This is a genomic window from Sphingomonas sp. YR710 (genome assembly GCF_900101455.1).
Classification (GTDB): domain Bacteria; phylum Pseudomonadota; class Alphaproteobacteria; order Sphingomonadales; family Sphingomonadaceae; genus Rhizorhabdus.
In genome coordinates, this window is record NZ_FMZJ01000009.1 from 107,246 (window position 1) to 127,700 (window position 20,455).

General features: G+C 61.8%; 22 protein-coding genes. 12 read left to right on the plus strand and 10 right to left on the minus strand.

From position 1 onward, the window contains the following. Positions 1–5: 5 nt before the first annotated feature. The 5 genes from BLS13_RS12190 to eno all read right to left on the minus strand — a co-directional run bounded on the left by BLS13_RS12190 (position 6) and on the right by eno (position 5,000). On the minus strand, positions 6–533 hold the full coding sequence (locus tag BLS13_RS12190) for a response regulator (RefSeq protein WP_256325842.1): 528 nt from the start codon (positions 531–533) through the stop codon (positions 6–8). A gap of 55 nt (positions 534–588) precedes the next feature. Then, complete coding sequence (locus BLS13_RS12195; RefSeq protein ID WP_093452453.1) at positions 589–1,986, minus strand: pyruvate dehydrogenase complex E1 component subunit beta; 1,398 nt, start codon at positions 1,984–1,986, stop codon at positions 589–591. 1 nt (position 1,987) lies between these two features. After that, positions 1,988–3,079: a pyruvate dehydrogenase (acetyl-transferring) E1 component subunit alpha gene (pdhA, locus tag BLS13_RS12200; protein WP_093452455.1), complete on the minus strand. Its 1,092-nt coding sequence runs from the start codon at positions 3,077–3,079 to the stop codon at positions 1,988–1,990. Positions 3,080–3,194: 115 nt separating this feature from the next. Further along, positions 3,195–3,503, minus strand: a complete 309-nt coding sequence (locus BLS13_RS12205) for an FtsB family cell division protein (protein ID WP_093452456.1) — start codon at positions 3,501–3,503, stop codon at positions 3,195–3,197. A gap of 213 nt (positions 3,504–3,716) precedes the next feature. After that, positions 3,717–5,000: a phosphopyruvate hydratase gene (eno, locus tag BLS13_RS12210; protein WP_093452457.1), complete on the minus strand. Its 1,284-nt coding sequence runs from the start codon at positions 4,998–5,000 to the stop codon at positions 3,717–3,719. 127 nt (positions 5,001–5,127) lie between these two features. Between eno and BLS13_RS12215 the strand changes: the two genes are divergently transcribed. From BLS13_RS12215 to BLS13_RS12235, 5 genes are all read left to right on the plus strand, one after another. Beyond that, positions 5,128–5,655 carry an antitoxin gene (locus BLS13_RS12215; RefSeq protein WP_176943568.1) on the plus strand — a complete coding sequence of 176 codons (528 nt, stop codon included), beginning with the start codon at positions 5,128–5,130 and terminating at the stop codon, positions 5,653–5,655. 3 nt (positions 5,656–5,658) lie between these two features. Continuing rightward, positions 5,659–6,387: a phage holin family protein gene (locus tag BLS13_RS12220; RefSeq protein ID WP_093452459.1), complete on the plus strand. Its 729-nt coding sequence runs from the start codon at positions 5,659–5,661 to the stop codon at positions 6,385–6,387. Next, complete coding sequence (locus BLS13_RS12225; protein ID WP_093452460.1) at positions 6,384–6,803, plus strand: hypothetical protein; 420 nt, start codon at positions 6,384–6,386, stop codon at positions 6,801–6,803. Before BLS13_RS12220 ends, BLS13_RS12225 begins: the two co-directional genes overlap by 4 nt. A gap of 101 nt (positions 6,804–6,904) precedes the next feature. Further along, entirely contained in the window at positions 6,905–7,504 is a 600-nt protein-coding gene (locus tag BLS13_RS12230) for an MlaC/ttg2D family ABC transporter substrate-binding protein (RefSeq protein ID WP_037525944.1), read from the plus strand. Between the two features lie 82 nt (positions 7,505–7,586). Next, on the plus strand, positions 7,587–7,799 hold the full coding sequence (locus BLS13_RS12235) for a DUF4170 domain-containing protein (protein ID WP_093452462.1): 213 nt from the start codon (positions 7,587–7,589) through the stop codon (positions 7,797–7,799). A 14-nt stretch (positions 7,800–7,813) separates the two neighbouring features. Here BLS13_RS12235 and BLS13_RS12240 read toward each other — a convergent pair whose 3' ends face one another. The 3 genes from BLS13_RS12240 to carB form a co-directional block, all read right to left on the minus strand. Continuing rightward, positions 7,814–8,440, minus strand: a complete 627-nt coding sequence (locus BLS13_RS12240; RefSeq protein WP_093452464.1) for a rhomboid family intramembrane serine protease — start codon at positions 8,438–8,440, stop codon at positions 7,814–7,816. Between the two features lie 20 nt (positions 8,441–8,460). Then, positions 8,461–8,937, minus strand: coding sequence for a transcription elongation factor GreA (greA, locus tag BLS13_RS12245; RefSeq protein ID WP_037525827.1), 477 nt, complete (start codon positions 8,935–8,937; stop codon positions 8,461–8,463). Between the two features lie 85 nt (positions 8,938–9,022). Beyond that, on the minus strand, positions 9,023–12,355 hold the full coding sequence (gene carB, locus BLS13_RS12250) for a carbamoyl-phosphate synthase large subunit (protein WP_093452465.1): 3,333 nt from the start codon (positions 12,353–12,355) through the stop codon (positions 9,023–9,025). Between the two features lie 74 nt (positions 12,356–12,429). Here carB and BLS13_RS12255 point away from each other — a divergent pair, with 74 nt between their 5' ends. After that, entirely contained in the window at positions 12,430–12,777 is a 348-nt protein-coding gene (locus BLS13_RS12255) for an endonuclease domain-containing protein (RefSeq protein ID WP_093452467.1), read from the plus strand. A gap of 197 nt (positions 12,778–12,974) precedes the next feature. On the opposite strand, the gene BLS13_RS12260 is transcribed toward BLS13_RS12255, so the two are convergent. After that, a complete protein-coding gene (locus BLS13_RS12260; protein WP_093452469.1) occupies positions 12,975–13,337 on the minus strand; it encodes a ribonuclease E inhibitor RraB in 363 nt (120 codons plus the stop codon). Next, positions 13,334–14,509 carry a glutamine-hydrolyzing carbamoyl-phosphate synthase small subunit gene (carA, locus tag BLS13_RS12265; protein ID WP_093452470.1) on the minus strand — a complete coding sequence of 392 codons (1,176 nt, stop codon included), beginning with the start codon at positions 14,507–14,509 and terminating at the stop codon, positions 13,334–13,336. The genes BLS13_RS12260 and carA overlap by 4 nt, the downstream gene beginning before the upstream one ends. 135 nt (positions 14,510–14,644) lie before the next feature. Here carA and BLS13_RS12270 point away from each other — a divergent pair, with 135 nt between their 5' ends. From BLS13_RS12270 to purS, 6 genes are all read left to right on the plus strand, one after another. Beyond that, positions 14,645–15,100, plus strand: a complete 456-nt coding sequence (locus BLS13_RS12270; protein WP_093452472.1) for a GatB/YqeY domain-containing protein — start codon at positions 14,645–14,647, stop codon at positions 15,098–15,100. A 53-nt stretch (positions 15,101–15,153) separates the two neighbouring features. Beyond that, entirely contained in the window at positions 15,154–15,552 is a 399-nt protein-coding gene (locus tag BLS13_RS12275; RefSeq protein ID WP_093452473.1) for an endonuclease domain-containing protein, read from the plus strand. Positions 15,553–15,669: 117 nt separating this feature from the next. Continuing rightward, positions 15,670–17,520 (plus strand): DNA primase, encoded by a 1,851-nt coding sequence (gene dnaG / locus BLS13_RS12280; RefSeq protein ID WP_093452475.1) that lies wholly within the window; start codon positions 15,670–15,672, stop codon positions 17,518–17,520. A gap of 14 nt (positions 17,521–17,534) precedes the next feature. Beyond that, positions 17,535–17,942 carry a hypothetical protein gene (locus BLS13_RS12285; protein WP_143011945.1) on the plus strand — a complete coding sequence of 136 codons (408 nt, stop codon included), beginning with the start codon at positions 17,535–17,537 and terminating at the stop codon, positions 17,940–17,942. Positions 17,943–17,979: 37 nt separating this feature from the next. Further along, on the plus strand, positions 17,980–20,010 hold the full coding sequence (rpoD, locus tag BLS13_RS12290; RefSeq protein ID WP_093452478.1) for an RNA polymerase sigma factor RpoD: 2,031 nt from the start codon (positions 17,980–17,982) through the stop codon (positions 20,008–20,010). Positions 20,011–20,221: 211 nt separating this feature from the next. Beyond that, complete coding sequence (gene purS / locus BLS13_RS12295) at positions 20,222–20,455, plus strand: phosphoribosylformylglycinamidine synthase subunit PurS (protein WP_037525842.1); 234 nt, start codon at positions 20,222–20,224, stop codon at positions 20,453–20,455.

Consider the following 20,455-nt stretch of genomic DNA (forward strand, 5'->3'; position numbering starts at 1 on the left):
GCGATTCAATAAGCTGTTGGCAGATATCCCAGCAGGCACTGTATCAGTGCCAGACGGGTGAAAGGCTTGGGCAGCAGTTCATATTCGCTGCCATGCCCCAGCGCGAGTTCATGGCTGAAGCCACTGGTGAGAATCACCGGCAGGTCCGGCCAATATTCCTCGATCCGTTTCGCCAGCTCGACACCGCTCATTCCCGGCATGACCACGTCGGTGAAGACCAGATCGAACGGTTCTTCAACACTATCCAGCTGCTGGAGGGCGACTTCGGCGCTCGGCACCCATGTCACGAACAGGCCCAGATCATCCAGCATCATCTCGGTAATCTCGGCGATGCGAACATTGTCTTCGACATAGAGCAAGCGTCCCCGAAGCACTTCATGCCCGGTCGCTCTCCTCGCCGCCGACGGCAACGGGGTGCGCGTTCGCCGCGCGACGCTCAAAAAATGCTGGGGCTGGGGCAGCGGGCTGGATGGCAATCCGTCCTCGGCCGGCTGGCCAATCGAGAATTCATCCATGAACGCGTGATCGAACATTATGCACTCCATCGCCCCAGGAATTCATCAATGCCGCTCCGATGAGAACAGCCCGCTATCCGCGGCCTGTAATTGCCTTCACCCCCTCGATGACGTCGCCAACATTCACCAGCGCCGCTTTCTCGAGATTGGCCGCATAGGGCATCGGAACATCCTTATTTGTGATTCGCATCACTGGCGCATCAAGATCGTCAAACCCTTCTTCCATCGCGATTGCGATGATCTCCGACGCGATCGAACAGACAGGCCAGCCTTCTTCCACCACGACCATGCGGTTGGTCTTCGCCAGGCTCTTGAGCACCGCAGCCTTATCGAGTGGCCGCAAGGTTCGCAGATCGATCACTTCTGCGTCGATACCCTCCACCGCCAGTTGCTTGGCAGCCTCCAGCGCCAGGCCGACGCCGATCGAATAGGTAACGATCGTGACGTCCTTGCCTTCACGGCACACGCGCGCCTTGCCGATCGGCAACACATAATCATCGAGCTTGGGCACGTCGAAGCTCTGGCCATAAAGCAGTTCATTTTCGAGGAAAACAACCGGATCGGGGCAGCGTATCGCCGCCTTGAGCAGCCCTTTGGCATCGGCCGCCGAATAAGGCGCGATCACAATCAGGCCGGGAACCGACGCATACCAGGGACCGTAATTCTGGCTATGCTGCGCCCCCACCCGTGCCGCCGCGCCATTCGGGCCACGGAATACGACGGGGCAGCGCATCTGGCCGCCCGACATATAATTGGTCTTGGCCGCCGAATTGATGATGTGATCGATCGCCTGCATCGCGAAGTTGAATGTCATGAACTCGATGATCGGCCTGAGCCCGCCCATCGCGGCGCCAGTACCGATGCCGGCAAAGCCATATTCGGTGATCGGGGTATCGATCACGCGCGCCTCGCCAAACTCATCGAGCAGGCCCTGGGTAACCTTATAGGCGCCTTGATATTGCGCGACTTCCTCACCCATCACGAAGACGTTCTTGTCGGCGCGCATCTCCTCGGCCATCGCATCGCGCAGCGCCTCGCGCACCGTGGTCCTCACCACTTCGGTGCCGGCCGGCATTTCAGGCGCATCAACGGTATCGGCCACGGCCGCCACGAGATCGCGCGCGGCGGTTTCCATCTTGTGCGGGGTCGGCGATTCCGGCGCCGGCACCGGGGCAGCCGCCTTCGGTGCCGGGGCAGCGGCAGGCGCAGACTTCGCCGGCGCCTCCGCTTCCTCATCGCCCTTGATCAACGCGATGACCGCGCCGACCTTCACATTCTCCGTTCCCTCGGCGACGACGATCTGGGAAATCGTGCCTTCATCAACCGCTTCATATTCCATCGTCGCCTTGTCGGTTTCGATCTCCGCCAGGATATCGCCCGATCGGACGCTATCCCCTTCCTTGACGAGCCATTTCGAGAGCTTGCCCTCCTCCATCGTCGGGGAAAGCGCGGGCATCTTCAGTTCGATCATCTCAATATTGCCCTACCAGCACGTCGGTATAGAGTTCGCCCGCGTCCGGCTCCGGCGATTGCTCCGCGAAATCGGCGGCCTCGGCCACAATCTTGCGGATATTCTTTTCCATCACCTTCAGTTCGTCCTCGCTGACGCCGGCGGCCTCCAGTTCTTTCTTCAGATGCTCGATCGGATCGGACTTCTCCCGCACCGCCTGCACCTCGTCACGCGACCGATATTTTGCCGGATCGGACATCGAATGCCCGCGATAACGATAGGTCTTGAGCTCGAGCAGCACAGGCCCCTTGCCGCCGCGCACCCATTCCACCGCCGTCTCGGCGGCGCCGCGCACCGCGAGCACATCCATCCCGTCGACCTGGATGCCGGGGATGCGGAAACTCTCGCCGCGACGATGGAGCTGGTCCTCGGCCGACGCGCGGTTGACGCTGGTACCCATCGCATATTGGTTGTTCTCGATCACGAAGATGATCGGCAGCTTCCACAGTTCAGCCATGTTGAACGATTCATAGACCTGCCCCTGGTTCGACGCGCCATCGCCGAAATAGGCGACGCAGACCCCGCCATCGCCAGAATATTTGTGCTTGAAGGCGAGTCCCGCCCCCAATGAAACCTGCGCACCGACGATACCATGCCCGCCGTAAAAGCCATGCTCGACCGAGAACATGTGCATAGACCCGCCCTTGCCGCGCGAGATACCCGCAGCACGCCCGGTCAGTTCGGCCATGATAAGGTTGGGATCAATGCCATAAGCCAGCATATGGCCATGGTCGCGATAGCCGGTGATGACACTGTCCTTGCCGACCGTAAGCGCGGATTGCAGGCCGACGGCAACAGCCTCCTGGCCGATATAGAGATGGCAGAAGCCGCCGATCAGGCCCAGGCCGTAGAGCTGGCCGGCCTTTTCCTCGAACCGGCGGATGAGCAGCATTTGCCGATAGAATTCCAGCATCTGCGCCTTGTCGGCCTTGAACCGCACCGGTTCGGCCGGCCGTTCACGATTGGGAATGGCGGGGATCGCGGCCGTTGCCGCTGTGGCGGCCTTGCGCGGCGCACCCTTGGTCGCGGCTCGCGGCGTTGCTGCTTTTGCCAAGCTGAAGAGCTCCTTTACCCGGGGAGGAGGGAATATGCCTGTATAGGCGCCGCCTCAGGCGGTTCGCAACGTCAACAAAGCGCTTTTGCTGCGCAATTCGCAAATTGACGCTGCCTCAGTTGCGCGGGATGATGACTTCATCCGGGCGCACCTGCCCGGTCGTCTTGCGGACAAGTTCGTCACCATAGTCCGAATCGACATGGGCCGGATCGAGCAGCTGGGCACGATGGCGCAGCGTATCGCGATACGCCTCGGCCCGCCGCAGCATTTCGGTCTTCCGCGCAAGTTCGGCCTTATAGCCGCCGAGCGCGAAAACACCATTCTGGCCCAGCAGGGCCGAGCTCGCAAAATACCCGATGATCAGAATCGCGACCGCCGGCAAGGCGGCCGATCGAGCCATCTGAAAATAAGGTGAGCGTGTCATTAAAGCACAGAATCACTAATGATTCCCGTGCGCAAGCCCGTATGCCGATGAATTTGTGCGAATTACCGGATCGGTGCCGCAACGAACGGTCATAGCGATATAGGCCAGACGCAACAGTTTGTAGCATCGTGATTCAGATCGGCCACTGAACAACTAGCTGTTGATTGGGGGAGAAATATGCCCCTCCCATCGCGAGAGGGGCATATTTTGCCATTAGCGGAGAGCGCGAAGCGCCTGCCGCCCGGCATAACGGGCAACCGGCCCCAATTCCTCTTCGATTCGAATCAGCTGGTTATATTTGGCAAGCCGGTCCGAACGCGCCAAACTGCCGGTCTTGATCTGCCCGCAATTTGTGGCGACGGCGAGATCGGCGATCGTCGAATCCTCGGTTTCGCCCGAACGATGCGACATCACCGCAGTGTAGCCGGCGCGCTGCGCCATGCTCACCGCCTCGAGCGTTTCGGAGAGCGTACCGATCTGGTTGACCTTCACCAGCAGCGAATTGGCGAGCCCCTGCTTGATGCCGTCGCTCAGACGCACGGGATTGGTGACGAACAGATCGTCGCCGACGAGCTGCACCTTGCCACCGATCTTGTCGGTCAGGATCTTCCATCCCGTGAAATCGTCCTCGGACATTCCATCTTCGATCGACACGATCGGATAGCGCGCGGCGAGATCGGCGAGATAATCCGCCATTTCCGCTGGTGAACGGACAACACCCTCGCCCTCGAAATGATAGGCGCCATCCTTGAAGAACTCGGTCGCGGCACAATCGAGCGCGATCATCACGTCATCACCCGGCTTGTAGCCCGCTTTCTCAATCGACTGCATGATGAAATCGAGCGCATCGGGCGCACTGGCGAGATTTGGCGCAAAACCGCCCTCATCGCCGACAGCTGTCGCCAGCCCCTTGTCGTGCAGCGCTTTCTTCAAGGTGTGAAAGATTTCCGAGCCGCACCGCACCGCATCGAAGATGCTTTCGGCCCCGACCGGCATGATCATGAATTCCTGGAAGTCGATCGGATTGTCGGCATGCGCGCCACCGTTGATGATATTCATCATCGGTACCGGCAGCACCTGCGCGGCGACGCCACCGACATAGCGATAGAGCGGCAACCCGCGCGCATCCGCTGCCGCACGCGCGACACCGAGGCTGACGCCGAGGATCGCGTTCGCACCGAGCCGGCCCTTATTCGCTGTGCCGTCCAGTTCGATCATGCGGGCATCGATCGCGCTCTGATCCTCGGCATCGAGACCGAGAATTGCATCGGCAATCTCACCATTGACGGCTTCGACCGCGAGCGACACACCCTTCCCGAGCCACTTGCTCTTGTCGCCATCGCGCTTTTCAACCGCTTCATAAGCACCGGTCGAGGCACCCGAGGGCACCGCGGCACGGCCGAGGCTGCCATCTTCGAGGGTGACATCGACTTCGACAGTAGGATTGCCGCGGCTGTCGATGATCTGGCGGGCGTGGACGTCGACGATGGCAGTCATTTCGGGCGCGGACCTTTCTGGGTGGACGATGGAATGGCCGGGCTCTATCGGGGTGGGCGAAGATAGGCAATTATGATGTCGTTTCGGGCTGGAAAAGGAACGCTATCCGCCCCACTTGGTTGATGACGTGAAACTGGCTTCCGTGAAGGAGACGATCGACATGGCATCCGAGACCACAAGTGACGGCGCCGGAGAGAACACCGAATCGCCTTTCGATGCAGCCGCCAAGGCGTTCGGATCGACGGCCTCCGGTATCAAGGAGCAGGCGGAAGCCAAGGCCCGTGAGTATGCGGGGCAAGGCAAGGATCGCGCAGTCGACGCGCTCGACAATGTCGCGAGCCTCGTCAGCGATGCCGCAGCCGCCGTCGACGAGAAGCTGGGCGATCAATATGGCGGCTATATTCGCCAGGCGGCAGATGCCGTCAGCGGCCTGGCTAATAATTTGCGCGAAAAGGATGCCGACGAACTCGTCGACAATGCCCGCGATGCTGTACGCAACAGCCCGGCGATTGCGATCGCGGCGGCGGCAGCCGTCGGCTTTCTGATCGCGCGGGTCGTAAAGTCCGGCCTGACGCCCAACACGCCCGCCAACGATGGTGCCGAACCGAGGACGCCAACCCCGTCGCCAGCCAACGAAACGTCGCCGACGGCGTAAAAATTGGATCAGCGGGGCGAACCAGAGCAGGATACGATCGGTGCGCTGTTCGCCCGCCTGATCGACGACGGGCGCGCGTTGATCAGCGCGGAACTCGCGCTGTTCCGGCTCGATTTCTACAATCGCATCGCCCGCGCCCGGCTGGGCATCGCGCTATGCGTGCTCGGCGTGCTGATGGGGCAGGCGGCGGCGGTCATGGTGCTGATCTCGATCGATCACGCATTGGGCCGATGGCTGGGAACGTTCGGCAGCGCAATCGCCGCCGCGCTCATCGGCGGCAGCGCGGCGGCGTTGCTGATTCGCTATGGTGTCCGCCGCCTCATGCTGATCGTCGACGACGATCCGCCGAGCGACGCCAAATCGACCATCACGATGGATGAGCTTTTTGATCGTGCCCGCGCGAACTCCCGGGGCGCCCGCGCACAACTTGCCGAGGCCGTGGGCGAAGCACAGGACCGGCTCAGCCCGCAGGCGCTGGTGATCGAGCTTTGGGAACGGCTGTTGGACCATGGCCAGGCCGTCGCCCACCGCGCTGTCGATGGCCTGCGCCAACGCCCGTTGCGGATCACCGCAATTGCGATCGGCCTGTCGCTGCTGCTATTCCGCCCACCGATCGGACGCCTTCTTGCCTGGCTTGGCAGGACCGGTGCAACCAGATCGACGGGCACGAGTTTGAACCGCAAACGCGCCAGACGTCCGGCGCCGCCCCCCGCTGAGGAGACGACCGTATGAAGACGAACGTGAAAGAGAGCGCGGAGCGCGCCGTCGTACTGGCGAACGAAAAACTGCACGAGACGGCGGATGCAGCGCGCGCAGGCCTCAACGTCGTCAAGACCAAGGCTGGCGAGGGCGTCGAGACCTTTCCGGTCGCGGCATTGATTGGCGGGCTGGCTGTCGGCGCCGTTATCGGCGCGCTGCTGCCCCGCACGAAGAAGGAGGCCGAATATCTCGGCCCGATCGGCGGTCAGATCAACGAGCGCGCCCGCGCGGCGGCATTTGCGGCGCGCGATGCCGGCCAGGCCAAGCTCGACGAACTGGGGCTGAGCACCGATGCCGCGGGCAAGCAGGTCGGTAAACTGATCGAAGCCGTTGCCGAGGTCGCCGAAACGGCGGGCTCTGCCGCAGTCGAGGCGATCCGTCCGAACTGAACGGGCACCGCCTGACCGGTTCAATATGGGTTCATCGCGAGAACCCTAACCAAAGCGCAATATGAGCGTGCGGTGGCACGCGACCGAATTCGGAGACAATGATGAAGAAGTTCCTGGTGACGATCACGGCAGCGATGATCGGCAGCGCGTCGCTTGTAGTACCGATCATGAGCGCTCCCGCTGCGGCGGCCGTCAACGATCAGGACCCGACGGCGTTCATCACATCGCTCGGCGATCAGGCATTTTCGGTGCTGCGTTCGGGCGATCGTGCGGCCGCCAAGGCGCAGTTCCGGACCTTGCTCTCGCAGCATTTTGCGATCGATGCGATCGGCGAGCGGCTGATCCGGCGCTGGTCGGCCCAGATAACCCCCGCGCAAAAGGCCGAATATAAGGCGGCGATCCCGACATTCATCATCGGCACATATGCCGACAATCTGTGGGATTATTCGCATGCGTCACTGAAGGTGATCCGTTCGGCGCCCGCCGGCAGCGGCGTCAACGTCACGACCCAGGTGCAAAAGCCTGGCGGCCAGCCGATCACCGCAGTCTGGTCGGTCGCGAAGATCGGCAGCGGCTACAAGGTGACCAATCTGACGGTCGCCAATATCAACCTTGCGGTCACCCAGGGCCAGGATTTCGATGCGATCATCCAGCGCAAGGGCATCGACGGCCTGATCGCGATGATGAAGGCCCGCGGCTGAATCTTTTCCCCCTCCCGGGCCGGGGAGGGGGTTAAAAGCCCGGAGAAATGCGCTAGGCCGTCTGTGAAACGGAGGCCCCGGCATGAGCAAGATGCATTTGGTGTTCGGCGGACGGGTGAAGGATCCCCGCACGCTGGAATTTGAAGATCTTTCGAAAATGGATGTCGTCGGCTTTTTCCCGGATTACAAAAGCGCGGAAAATGCCTGGCGCGGTGCGGCGCAGAAAACGGTCGATGATGCCGAGATGCGCTATGTCGTCGTCCATCTCCACAAACTGCTGGAACCCGACGTCTAGATCCGCCGCGGCAATCACGCCTTGCGGTAGCAAAACAACAACAATGGCCGCGCCAGCAGCAGCCCGGCGATAAAGCCTCCGATATGCGCGGCGATGGCAATCGCCAACCCCGCCCCCGTCGTCGCATAAAACATCAGCATCTGCAGCGCGATCCAGGCGGCCGCCAGCCAGAGGATATTGAACAGCATCGCGATGCGGGGATGGGCGGTAAAGCCCCGGGGCCGCCCGAACAGCATGGCATAGGCGCCGAACACCGCCGAAATCGCGCCGCTGGCCCCGATCATCGGCGAGGTATCGAACGGATTGGCGGCGAATTGCGCGGCGGCAGCGGCATAGGCGCCGATCACATATAGCAAACCAAGCGCCACCGGCCCCAGCGCCCCTTCGACCAGCCTGCCGCAGAAAATCAGCATGACCATGTTGAAGGCGATGTGGATCAGCCCGCCATGGAGCAACGTCGCGGTGAGCGGCGTAAGCCAGACGGGTAACGCGCCCGGCTGAACCAATCCGGCCAGCCGCGCCGGCACGAAGCCGCCGATCATGTCCGCGTTGCTGTCGAAACCCGACAGGGTCAGCAGCATCCATGTCGCAATCGTTGCCGCGGCAATGAAGCTGGTGACCCGGGCGGGTGGCATGCGCATACCGGAAAAACGCCGGTCGATCAGATGAATTCGATCTTCGACACCACGTAGAAACGCTCGCCCGACGGCACGGTGACCTCGATCTCGTCATCGACCTTCTTGCCGATCAGCGCGCGGCCCAGCGGGCTGTTGTACGAGATGCGGCCGGCCTTGGCATTGGCTTCGGTCTGGCCGACGATCTGGTAACGCACCGGCTTTTCGTCATCGTCGAGCAGGGTGACGGTTGCGCCGAATACGATCTTGTCGCCCGAAAGGTCGCGCGGATCGATGATCTGCGCGCGGCTCAGCCGATCCTCGATATCGGAAATCGATGCCTCGATCTGCCCCTGCCGCTCCTTGGCCGCATGATATTCGGCATTTTCGGAAAGATCGCCATGCGCGCGGGCTTCCTCGATCGCATCGATGATCAGGGGGCGTTCGGTTTTCAGACGCGACAGCTCTTCGGTCAGGGTTTCATACCCTTCCTTCAGCATCGGCATCTTTTCCACGCTCGCCATCGAACCAAAACCCCTTCGTCAAAAATCCTGATCCCCAGGCGCACCCGGAAAAGGGCAGCCCGCACTCATCCGGCGCTTGGGGGGATCAGGCGTTCGAACCTGAATAATAGGATTGAAGGGCCCGAACTTCAAGCTTGCGCTCCCGAAGGGCGCTTATTGCCTGCGCCGCGGCCACGCTGGCAGCCGCCGTGGTGAAATAGGGAACGCGACCGTAGAGCGCCGACGTACGGATCGCCTGCGAGTCCTGAAGCGACTGCCAGCCCTCGGTGGTGTTGAAAATCAGGTCGACATTGCCGTCGGTGATCCGATCGACGATGTTCGGCCGCCCCTGCTGCATCTTGCGCACGACGTCGACCGCCAGCCCCTCGCCCTGCAGATAGCTGGCCGTGCCGCCGGTCGCGATCACCTTGAAGCCCATTTCGAGCAACTGGCGAACGGCCGGCAGGATATGCGGCTTGTCGCTGTCCTTGACCGAGACGAACGCCGTGCCGGCAAGCGGCAGGCGCGTGCCCGCACCGAGCTGCGCCTTGGCGAAAGCGGTCGCGAAATCGCTGTCGATGCCCATCACCTCGCCGGTCGACTTCATTTCGGGCGACAGCACCGGATCGACACCCGGGAAGCGCGCCCATGGGAAGACCGCTTCCTTGACGGCGATATAGGGGATCGCGCGATCGATCGTCGGCAACGCCACCAGCTTCTCGCCGGCCATCACGCGCGCCGCGATCTTGGCGATCGGCTGGCCGATCGCCTTGGCGACGAAGGGAACGGTACGGCTGGCGCGCGGATTGACCTCGATCAGATAGACGTCGCCATCCTTGACCGCGAACTGGATGTTCATCAGCCCGCGCACCGACAGCGCGCGTGCCAGCAGATCGGTCTGACGCTCGATCTCGGCGATGATGTTCTGCGGCAGGCTGTAGGGCGGCAGCGAACAGGCGCTGTCGCCCGAATGGACGCCGGCTTCCTCGATATGCTGGAGCACGCCCGCCACGACGACATCGTCGCCGTCGCATATCGCGTCGACGTCGACTTCGATCGCGTCGCGCAGATATTGGTCGATCAGCACCGGGCTGTCGCCCGATACCAGCACCGCCGTCGTGATATATTGCTCGAGCTGCGCGGGATCCTCGACGATCTCCATCGCGCGCCCACCCAGCACATAGGATGGCCGCATCAGCACCGGATACCCCACGCGCTCGGCGACGGCGAGGGCTTCCTGGCGGCTGCGCGCGATGCCGTTGCGCGGCTGGAGCAGCTGCAGGCTGGAAATGAGATCGGCGAAGCGCTCGCGATCTTCGGCGAGGTCTATCGCATCGGGGCTGGTGCCCAGGATCGGGATGCCGGCATCCTCGAGTTCCTGCGCGAGCTTGAGCGGGGTCTGCCCGCCGAACTGGACGATCACGCCCTTAAGCGTGCCGTTCGACATCTCGACATGCAAAATCTCGAGCACGTCCTCGGCGGTCAAAGGTTCGAAATACAGCCGGTCCGACGTGTCATAGTCGGTGCTCACCGTTTCCGGATTGCAGTTGATCATGATCGTCTCATAGCCGGCATCGGCCAAGGCAAAGCAGGCGTGGCAGCAGCAATAATCGAACTCGATGCCCTGCCCGATCCGGTTCGGGCCGCCGCCGAGGATCACCACCTTCTCGCGGCCTGTCGGCTGGCTCTCGCATTCAGGCGCGCCGAAGGCCGGGGCCTCATAAGTCGAGTACATATAGGGCGTCTTCGCCTCGAACTCGGCCGCGCAGGTGTCGATCCGCTTGAACACCGGCCGCACGCCGAGCTTGTGGCGCAACGCGCGCACTTCCTTCTCGGTCACGCCGCCGGTCGTCGCCTTGGCGAAATCGTGGACGATCCCCGATCCGCGCGCCTGTTCGCGCTCCATGCCCGCGAGATTGACCGACTTGATCGCCAGCCAGGCGAGCCTCTTGTCCGAAAAGCCCATCGCCTTGAGCTTGCGCATCGCGGCCGCTTCCTGCGGCAGGCCTTCGCGGCAGACCGACTCCTCGGCCTCGACGATTTCCTTGAGCCTTTCGAGGAACCACGGATCGAACTTGGCAATCTGGTGGATCTGATCGACGGTGAAGCCTTCGCGCAGCGCCTGCGCCGCGACCAGCAACCGGTCCGGCGTGGCCCGCGCGAGCGCGGCCTCGATCGTCGCGCGCGGTGCGCCCACCAGTTCGTCGACGACGTTGAAGCCGACCAGCCCGGTCTCCAGCCCCCGCAGCGCCTTCTGCATCGATTCGTGGATGTTGCGGCCGATCGCCATCGTCTCGCCGACCGACTTCATTGCCGTCGACAGCAAGGGCTCGGCACCCTTGAACTTCTCGAACGCGAAGCGCGGAATCTTGGTGACGACATAGTCGATCGTCGGCTCGAACGAAGCCGGGGTCGCGCCGGTGATGTCGTTGATGATCTCGTCGAGCGTATAGCCGACCGCGAGCTTGGCCGCGACCTTGGCGATCGGGAAGCCGGTCGCTTTCGACGCCAGCGCCGAGGAACGCGACACGCGCGGGTTCATCTCGATCACCACCAGCCGGCCGTCGGCGGGATTGACTGCGAACTGGACGTTCGATCCGCCGGTTTCAACGCCGATCTCGCGCAGCACCGCGATGCTCGCGTTGCGCATGATCTGATATTCCTTGTCGGTCAGCGTGAGCGCCGGCGCGACGGTGATCGAGTCCCCGGTGTGGACGCCCATCGGATCGATATTTTCGATCGAGCAGATGATGATGCAATTGTCGTTCTTATCGCGAACGACCTCCATCTCATATTCCTTCCAGCCGAGCACCGATTCCTCGATCAGCACCTCGGTGGTCGGCGAGGCATCGAGCCCGCCGGTGACGATCTTGACGAATTCGTCCTTGTTGTACGCGATGCCGCCGCCGGTGCCGCCCATCGTGAAGCTGGGGCGGATGATCGCGGGCAGACCCACCATCTCCAGCGCGCGCAGCGCCTCATCGAGCGTATGCGCGACATCGGAGCGCGGGCTTTCGAGCCCGATCTTGTCCATCGCCCGGCGGAACTTCATCCGATCCTCGGCCTTGTCGATCGCCTCGGCATCGGCGCCGATCATCTGGCAGCCATATTTTTCGAGCGTGCCGTCGTTGAACAAGGCCAGCGCAGTGTTGAGCGCAGTCTGCCCGCCCATCGTCGGCAGCACGGCATCGGGCCGCTCCTTCTCGATGATCTTCGCCACGATCTCGGGCGTGATCGGCTCGACATAGGTCGCATCGGCCATGTCCGGATCGGTCATGATCGTCGCCGGGTTCGAATTGACGAGGATGATGCGATAGCCCTCCTCGCGCAGCGCCTTGCACGCCTGCGTCCCCGAATAATCGAATTCGCACGCCTGGCCGATGACGATCGGGCCGGCGCCGATGATCAGGATGGAGGAGATGTCGGTGCGTTTGGGCATATCTATGCGATACCTGAAAGCCCCTCTCCCCCTTCAGGGGGAGAGGGGTTGGGGAGAGGGGGAATACGGGAAGGATGAAACGGAACGCTGAAACCCGCGCCAACGCAAAATCGCTTCGCACGAACCAGACGCCGCCGGAACAGGCGTTGTGGAATATTTTGCGCGGCAATCGCCTCGGCGTGAAATTCGTCCGCCAGATGGTCGTCGCGCCTTATGTCGCCGACTTTGCCGCGCGCAGCGAGCGGCTGATCGTCGAGCTCGATGGTGACAGCCATGCGGGACGGGAGGCTTACGACGCAGCGCGTACGGCGGCGCTGGAGGCGAAAGGCTGGCGCGTGATCAGATTCACGAACAGTGAGGTTATGACGAACATCGAAGGCGTAGCTCGCGCGATCCTCATTGCGATGGGCAAAGACTTCTGAAGCCCTCGCCCCCTTTAGGCGGAGCAAGGCGGCAGGTTCATCCCCCGGATGAACCAAAGAGCCGCCTTGCTGGTTGGGAGAGGGCGTAGTGCTGGAGAGGTTTGCGACGATCTCCCGCACTGCCCCCTCTCCCTTCGCCGCTACGCGGCTCTTCCCTCTCCCCCTAAAGGGGGCGAGGGCGTGAAGCGCTCCAGCCATCACTGCACCGACACCGTCTGCGCCGGACAGCCCCAGCCGTCATACTCCACGCCGAACGCCGCTTCGAGCTGCAGGCAGACCGTCGTGAGCGCGCGGATGGACTCATCATCCGTACCCTGCTCGCGAACCAGGAAGACCCACGGATCGCCATCGTCGGATTCCTCGATCTCGAGGAAATCGAAGCCCAGTTCCTCGGCCGCCTCGGTCAGCCGCTCCAGCACATCCTCCGGCCCGCGAAAGCTCACATCGACCGCCCGGGCCAGTTCCGGCCGGTCGCCATTCTCGCGCAAATTGGCCAGCACGTCGCGATCGGCGAGCCATTCCTGTTCCAGCCGATCCGGATCGACGGGCGGAAGCGTCACGCGCTCTTCCCCAGCTGGCCCACGAACTGCTCGAACAGATAATGGCTGTCCTGCGGACCCGGGCTTGCCTCGGGGTGGTACTGCACCGAAAAAGCCGGCTTGTCGGTCAGCCGAAGACCCGCGAGCGAGCCATCGAACAGCGACACATGCGTCACCTCGGCATTGGCCGGCAGCGTTTCCGCATTCACCGCGAAACCGTGGTTCATCGAGGTGATCTCGACGCAGCCGTCGCTGCTCCGCTTGACCGGATGATTGGCGCCGCGGTGGCCCTGATGCATCTTGTAGGTGGTCGCGCCGACCGCGAGGCCCAGCATCTGGTGGCCCAGGCAGATGCCGAAGATCGGCTTGCCGATCTCGAGCAACTGCCTGATCACCGGCACCGCATAAGCGCCGGTCGCGGCCGGATCGCCGGGACCGTTCGACAGGAACACGCCGTCAGGATTATGCGCCATCACCTCGTCGAAGGTCGCCGTTGCCGGCACCACCGTCACGCGCGCGCCGGCGGCGACAAGGTTGCGCAGGATGTTGCGCTTGAGGCCGTAATCGATCGCCACGACATGCGGCGCATCGGACTTCGCGGCATTCACCGCATAGCCCTCGCCCAGCGTCCACAAGCCATCGCCCCATGTATAGCTCTGCGTCGCGGAGACATTCTTGGCGAGATCCATCCCCTCGAGCCCCGGCCATGCCTTCGCCTTGGCGATCAGCGCATCGATATCGAACGCACCCGCCGCCGAATGCGCGATCACGCCGTTGGGGGCGCCGCCGATCCGGATCGCGCGGGTCAAAGCGCGGGTGTCGACCCCGGCGAGGCCGATGCGGCCGTTGGACCTGAGCCACACATCGAGATGCTGGGTCGAGCGGAAGCTGGACGGATCGGTGACGTCCTCGCGCACGATCATGCCCAGAGCGTGGGGATTGATCGCCTCGATATCGTCGATGTTGGTGCCGACATTGCCGATATGCGGGAATGTGAATGTCACGATCTGCCCGGCATAGCTCGGATCGGTCATCACCTCCTGATAGCCGGTCATCGCGGTGTTGAAGCAGACTTCGCCCACCGCATCGCCCTCGGCGCCGAAGCCGCGGCCCCAGATGATCGCGCCATCGGCCAGAACCAATACGCCGGTCGCCCCTTCCGGCTTCAGACGCGCGTGATCGGTTTCGGCCACAGACGGGCTCCTGTTCTTTCGAGTATCGGGCAAACGGCGGCGTAACTAGGTGGCTCCCCCGGCAGGGTCAATCTAGTAAAATTTTTACAGATCGGATACAGGCCCGCCTTTCCAGTTTCCTTATCGGACACCACCATGATTCGAGACGATATCAAGACGGCGCTCGTCGTCGCGATGAAGGCGCGCGATACCACGACAACCGCGGCCATCCGACTGATCCAGTCGACGATCAAAAATCGCGATATCGAATTGCGCACCGCCAGCGTCCAGCCCGACGACGATCTGCTGATCACCGAGGTGCTGCAGAAAATGATCAAGCAGCGCCGCGAATCGATCGAGATGTACGAAAAGGGCAACCGCCCCGAACTGGCCGCCGCCGAAGCCGCCGAAGTCGCGGTGATCGAGCGATTCCTGCCGCAGCAAATGTCCGAGGATGAAGCGAAAGCCGCGATCGACGCGCTCGCCACCGAGATCGGCGCGGCATCGGTCAAGGATATGGGCCGGATGATGGCCGCGCTGAAAGAGCGCTTCGCGGGCAAGATGGATTTTGCGAAGGCCAGCGGGCTGGTGAAGGCGCGTCTGGCGAATTGAGCGAGGGAGGCGATCCTGCGCCTCCCCTCCCGCCTGCGGGAGGGGACCGAGGGGTGGGCCACCCTCTCCGCCCACGCCGCCCCACCGATCGCGCGCGCGACCTCCGCAACAATGCCACCGATGTCGAACGCAAGCTCTGGCAGCATCTGCGCGGCAGCCAGCTCGGTGGCCACAAGTTCAGCCGCCAGATGCCGATCGCCGGCTTCATCTGCGACTTCCTGTGCCGATCGGCCCGGCTTGTCATCGAAGTCGATGGGAGTCAGCATGGCTGGCTCACTGCCGAGGATGAGATTCGGACCCGGCGGATCGAGGCGGAAGGCTATCGGGTGATCCGTTTCTGGAACAATGATGTGAACGAGAATCTGGATGGCGTGCTGATCCGAATCTCGGAAGCGCTCGGAGAGGCGAGGGCCCACCCCCCTGCCCCTTCCCGCAAGCGGGAGGAGGAGTAGAATCGGGTGCCGTTTTGAGATGCGCATACGCATAATGCGTGGTATGTGATATTGGTGATTAGCACGCATTGGAGGCAAGCTCGCCTGAATGAATGAGAAGGTTTGGGGGTTTAAATTATGAGCCTTTCCCCCCAATTTCTCGACGAATTGCGTTCGAGAATCACGCTCTCCGGCGTCATTGGACGATCGGTAAAGCTCATGAAGGCCGGGCGCGAATTCAAAGCCTGCTGCCCGTTTCATAATGAAAAATCGCCAAGCTTTTACGTCAACGATGATAAAGGATTTTATCATTGTTTTGGCTGTAGCGCGCATGGAGACGCCATCAGATTTTTGACGGAGGCGAAGGGACTGCCCTTCATGGATGCCGTCAAAGAACTTGCTCAAGCTGCTGGCATAGAGGTTCCAGCTTCGGATCCGCGTTCCGCTCAGCGACAGGAAATTCAGGCAACTCTGTATGACGTCACAGCAGGGGCCGCTCGCTGGTTCGAGGAACAGCTTTCTGGGATCGAGGGCGCCGAGGCGCGCACTTATGTGAAAAAGCGCGGGCTCGACGACAAGCTAGTCCGTGCATTTGGCATCGGCTTCGCGCCTGATTCGCGCGGCAAACTCAAGATGGCGCTCGCTACTCACGGCCATGACAAGCTCATTGAAACTGGCCTGCTGATCCAGGTCGACGACAAGGAACCCTATGACCGGTTCCGCGGGCGGCTGATAATCCCGATCCGTGATCAGCGCGGGCGAGTGATAGCGTTCGGCGGGCGAATCATCGGTGACGGTGAGCCCAAATATCTGAACTCGCCCGAGACGCCCTTGTTCGACAAGGGCCGCACGCTCTTCAACATTGATCGTGCAGCGCCAGCATCCCGCAAAAGCGGACGCGCCATCGTCGTCGAAGGTTATATGGATGTCATTGCCCTTGCCAAAGCGGGCATTGATGAAGCCGTAGCGCCGCTTGGCACCGCCTTAACCGAGCAGCAAATGGAAAAGCTTTGGCGCCTAGTCGACGCCCCCATTCTTTGCTTCGACGGAGATAAGGCTGGTCAAAAGGCAGCGGTGAGGGCTGGCGAAAGGGCGCTGCCCGTTTTAACCGTCGGCAAAACTTTGCGCTTCGCAATGCTCCCGCCCGGCAAAGATCCCGACGATATAGTGGGGGAAGGCGGCAGTGCCGCCATCGAACCGTTTCTTGCTGCGCCGAGCCCGCTCGTTCGAGTGCTTTACAATTCGCGCCTAAGTGAAATCGATAGATCAAACCCGGAAGACCGAGCTGGCCTACGCCATCGCCTGGATGATTTGGCAAAGAGCTGCACTGACAAGATATTGCAGGAGGAATATCGCCGCTCGTTCACATCATTATTCTTCGAAGATTTTGGCTGGAAAGGTCGCGATCGGACGGTGGTCGGCGATGCCATTTCTCGTACCCGGCGCGACATAAAAACCTATCAAAGCATTGCTCGCTCGGCATTGTACGGCTGCTTTCGCTTTCCTCAAACCCTATTGCGGTCCCTAGAGGATATCTGCAAAATCGATTTTGACGATGACGTATTAAAAATCTGGCGCGAAAAGATCGTCGATAGCGTGTCGGCTCGACCATTTCTGAGAGACGATGGCGTCATTGCCATCCTGGAAGCCGATATGATCAGTCCACCTCAGAAATTTGATATCACACGCGATCTTCGCTTCTCCTTGAACGTATCACCTGAAGTAGGCACCGCTCGGCTCACAAGAATCATTCGATTTCTGGTCGAGAATGAGGCTCTCTCAAAGGCTCTCGACGAACTCAATCATCGAGTCATCAATGATACGGGAATGGGAAACTACGTAGCCCTTGAAAAGATGCGCGCTGACGTTCGAGCAAAGATCAAGGTGATCCGGGATCAGGAATATGAGAGCGGTGCCACCGACGCCGAGGCGGATAAAGAGGAATTGGGCGGAGCGGCTGGGCAAAGCGCTGCGTCAGCCACAGCTTGAACTCATGGGTTTTGATGATTCGATCCCCCTACTCAATTTCGCGACTCGAACGCCTTCGCTCTGTCGCCCTTGATGCCGCCTTTGCCAGTGGTACGCTTGAAAAGGCCGCTTTGGAGACCATATTGCAAAATGCGGGTCTGGGGGTCGTGGCAGAGGAGCTGCGGGCTACGAACGGACTTGCCTTTTCGTTTTTACGCGGCAATGCCGATCCGGAACGTGCCGAGCGGGATCTTTCGGCGGCGATTGACGCGATGGCGGCCCGGCCTGTGCTGGATGCCGCGCTCGCGGAGGTCACCGAAAGACTGCGAAGTATGACGGACGACGCCGGTTTGGCCGAACAGCTTCGGTTGCGATCGGCGCGGGACGAATCGGATCGCGCTCTGGCCGCCCTTGCCGATGGTGAGGACGAACAGGGCGCTTGAACTATTGCGTGTGACTTTGATTGAGGGCTGGTCCTAGATGGCGAAGAACATGAGCGATGCTGGCGGAGAAGGTACTGGCGGCGGCGATGCCCCCCTCATCGATCTCAACGAAGCGTCGCTGAAGAAGCTGATCGCCCGCGCCAAGCGCAAGGGCTATATCACCTATGATCAGCTCAACGAGGCTCTGCCGCAAGATCAGATGTCTTCGGATCAGCTCGAAGACGTCATGGCCGCGCTCAATGAAATGGGCGTCAACATCGTCGAGAATGAGGATGTCGGCGAGGAAGATCAGGCTGATGAGGATCAGGCCGACGAAGCCAATGTCGCGGCCGACGAGGTCGATGCCGGCCCGACGCTGACGACCACCGTCAAGAAGGAAACCGTCGATCGCACCGACGATCCGGTGCGCATGTATCTGCGCGAAATGGGCGCCGTCGAGCTGCTGAGCCGCGAAGGCGAAATCGCCATCGCCAAGCGCATCGAAGCCGGCCGCGACACGATGATCCTGGGATTGTGCGAAAGCCCGATCACCTTCAACGCGATCATCGACTGGTCGACCGCGCTCAACGAAGGCACGATGCAGCTGCGCGAGATCCTCGATCTCGATGCGATGCTCTCCAAGGGTCCGACGCTCGAGCAGGTCGAAGGCGACGAGGATGGCGCCGAGATTTCGGCCGAAACCGCGGGCCCCAGCTTCAAGGAAGAAGAAGAGCCCGAGGAAGAGCCCGCCGCCGAGGAAGACGAAGATTCGATGACCGAGCGCCGCACGCCGCGGCCATCGGACGACGAGGAAGAAGACAATACGCTGAGCCTCGCGCAGATGGAGGAGCAGCTCAAGCCCTCCGCGCTCGAGAAGTTCGCGACGATCACCGATCTGTACCTGACCTTTTCGGCCCTGCAACAAGCGCGGCTCGAAGCACTCGGCGTCGGCGACGATTTCCCGGCCGGCGAGGAGGATCGCTACCAGGCGCTGCGCGAACAGCTCACCGCCGAGGTCGAGAGCGTCCAGTTCCACAATGCCAAGATCGAATTCCTGGTCGATCAGCTTTATTCGTTCAACCGCCGGCTGACCGCTTTGGGCGGCCAGATGCTGCGTTTGGCCGAGCGCCACAAGGTGCCGCGCAAATCCTTCCTCGATTCCTACATCAACCATGAGATGGAGGAAGGCTGGCTGGAAAATGTCGCCAAGATCGACAAGAAGTGGGCCGCTTTCGCATCCGTCGAGGCCGAGCCGGTCGATCGCATCCGCAACGAGGTCAGCGAAATCGCGCAGGCGACCGGCATGGCGCTCAGCGAGTTTCGCCGCATCGTCAACATGGTGCAGAAGGGCGAGCGCGAGGCGCGGATCGCCAAGAAGGAGATGGTCGAAGCCAATCTCCGGCTCGTGATCTCGATCGCCAAGAAATATACCAATCGCGGCCTGCAGTTCCTGGATCTGATCCAGGAGGGCAATATCGGCCTGATGAAGGCGGTTGATAAGTTCGAATATCGCCGCGGCTACAAGTTCAGCACCTATGCGACCTGGTGGATCCGCCAGGCGATCACGCGTTCGATCGCCGATCAGGCGCGCACGATCCGCATCCCGGTCCACATGATCGAGACGATCAACAAGCTGGTCCGCACCAGCCGCCAGATTCTTCACGAGATCGGTCGCGAGCCGACGCCGGAAGAACTCGCCGAGCGGCTGTCGATGCCGCTCGAAAAGGTCCGCAAGGTGATGAAGATCGCCAAGGAGCCGATCTCCCTCGAAACGCCGATCGGCGACGAAGAGGATTCGCATCTCGGCGATTTCATCGAGGACAAGAATGCGATTATCCCGGTCGACGCGGCGATCCAGGCCAATCTGAAGGAAACGGTCACCCGCGTCCTGGCGAGCCTGACCCCGCGCGAGGAACGCGTGCTGCGCATGCGCTTCGGCATCGGCATGAACACCGATCACACGCTGGAAGAAGTCGGCCAGCAATTCTCGGTGACCCGCGAACGCATCCGCCAGATCGAGGCGAAGGCGCTGCGCAAGCTCAAGCACCCGAGCCGCAGCCGCAAGATGCGCAGCTTTCTGGATCAGTGATCTAAAAAGAGCCCTCACCCCCTTTAGGGGGAGAGGGTTGGGAGAGGGGGCAGTGGGGAAGAGGTTCGCGACAGAGCCTCCCCCACTGCCCCCTCTCCCTTCGCCGCCACGCGGCTCTTCCCTCTCCCCCGCAAGCGGGGGCGAGGGAGTCACTTGCCCTCCTCCCCATCCCGCGCCATAGAGCCCCGCATTCGAAACCGGTGAGGCCGCGATGAAAACCCGCATCTACGTAACCCTGAAGGGCGGCGTCCTCGACCCGCAGGGCAAAGCCATCCATCACGCGCTCGACGGGCTCGGCTTTTCCGGCGTCAACGATGTCCGCCAGGGCAAGTTGATCGAACTCGATCTCGACGATAGCGTCTCGGACGCCGATATCGATGCGATGTGCCGCAAGCTGCTGGCCAATACCGTCATCGAAAATTACCGGATCGAGCGGAGCGCCTGA

Bases quoted from the DNA above. Each gene is read 5' to 3' on its own strand.
- BLS13_RS12190 (WP_256325842.1), bottom strand. From the start codon at position 533: ATGTTCGATCACGCGTTCATGGATGAATTCTCGATTGGCCAGCCGGCC.
- BLS13_RS12195 (WP_093452453.1), bottom strand. From the start codon at position 1,986: ATGATCGAACTGAAGATGCCCGCGCTTTCCCCGACGATGGAGGAGGGC.
- BLS13_RS12205 (WP_093452456.1), bottom strand. From the start codon at position 3,503: ATGACACGCTCACCTTATTTTCAGATGGCTCGATCGGCCGCCTTGCCG.
- eno (WP_093452457.1), bottom strand. From the start codon at position 5,000: ATGACTGCCATCGTCGACGTCCACGCCCGCCAGATCATCGACAGCCGC.
- BLS13_RS12225 (WP_093452460.1), top strand. From the start codon at position 6,384: ATGAAGACGAACGTGAAAGAGAGCGCGGAGCGCGCCGTCGTACTGGCG.
- BLS13_RS12230 (WP_037525944.1), top strand. From the start codon at position 6,905: ATGAAGAAGTTCCTGGTGACGATCACGGCAGCGATGATCGGCAGCGCG.
- BLS13_RS12235 (WP_093452462.1), top strand. From the start codon at position 7,587: ATGAGCAAGATGCATTTGGTGTTCGGCGGACGGGTGAAGGATCCCCGC.
- BLS13_RS12240 (WP_093452464.1), bottom strand. From the start codon at position 8,440: ATGCGCATGCCACCCGCCCGGGTCACCAGCTTCATTGCCGCGGCAACG.
- greA (WP_037525827.1), bottom strand. From the start codon at position 8,937: ATGGCGAGCGTGGAAAAGATGCCGATGCTGAAGGAAGGGTATGAAACC.
- carB (WP_093452465.1), bottom strand. From the start codon at position 12,355: ATGCCCAAACGCACCGACATCTCCTCCATCCTGATCATCGGCGCCGGC.
- BLS13_RS12255 (WP_093452467.1), top strand. From the start codon at position 12,430: ATGAAACGGAACGCTGAAACCCGCGCCAACGCAAAATCGCTTCGCACG.
- BLS13_RS12270 (WP_093452472.1), top strand. From the start codon at position 14,645: ATGATTCGAGACGATATCAAGACGGCGCTCGTCGTCGCGATGAAGGCG.
- dnaG (WP_093452475.1), top strand. From the start codon at position 15,670: ATGAGCCTTTCCCCCCAATTTCTCGACGAATTGCGTTCGAGAATCACG.
- BLS13_RS12285 (WP_143011945.1), top strand. From the start codon at position 17,535: ATGATTCGATCCCCCTACTCAATTTCGCGACTCGAACGCCTTCGCTCT.
- rpoD (WP_093452478.1), top strand. From the start codon at position 17,980: ATGGCGAAGAACATGAGCGATGCTGGCGGAGAAGGTACTGGCGGCGGC.
- purS (WP_037525842.1), top strand. From the start codon at position 20,222: ATGAAAACCCGCATCTACGTAACCCTGAAGGGCGGCGTCCTCGACCCG.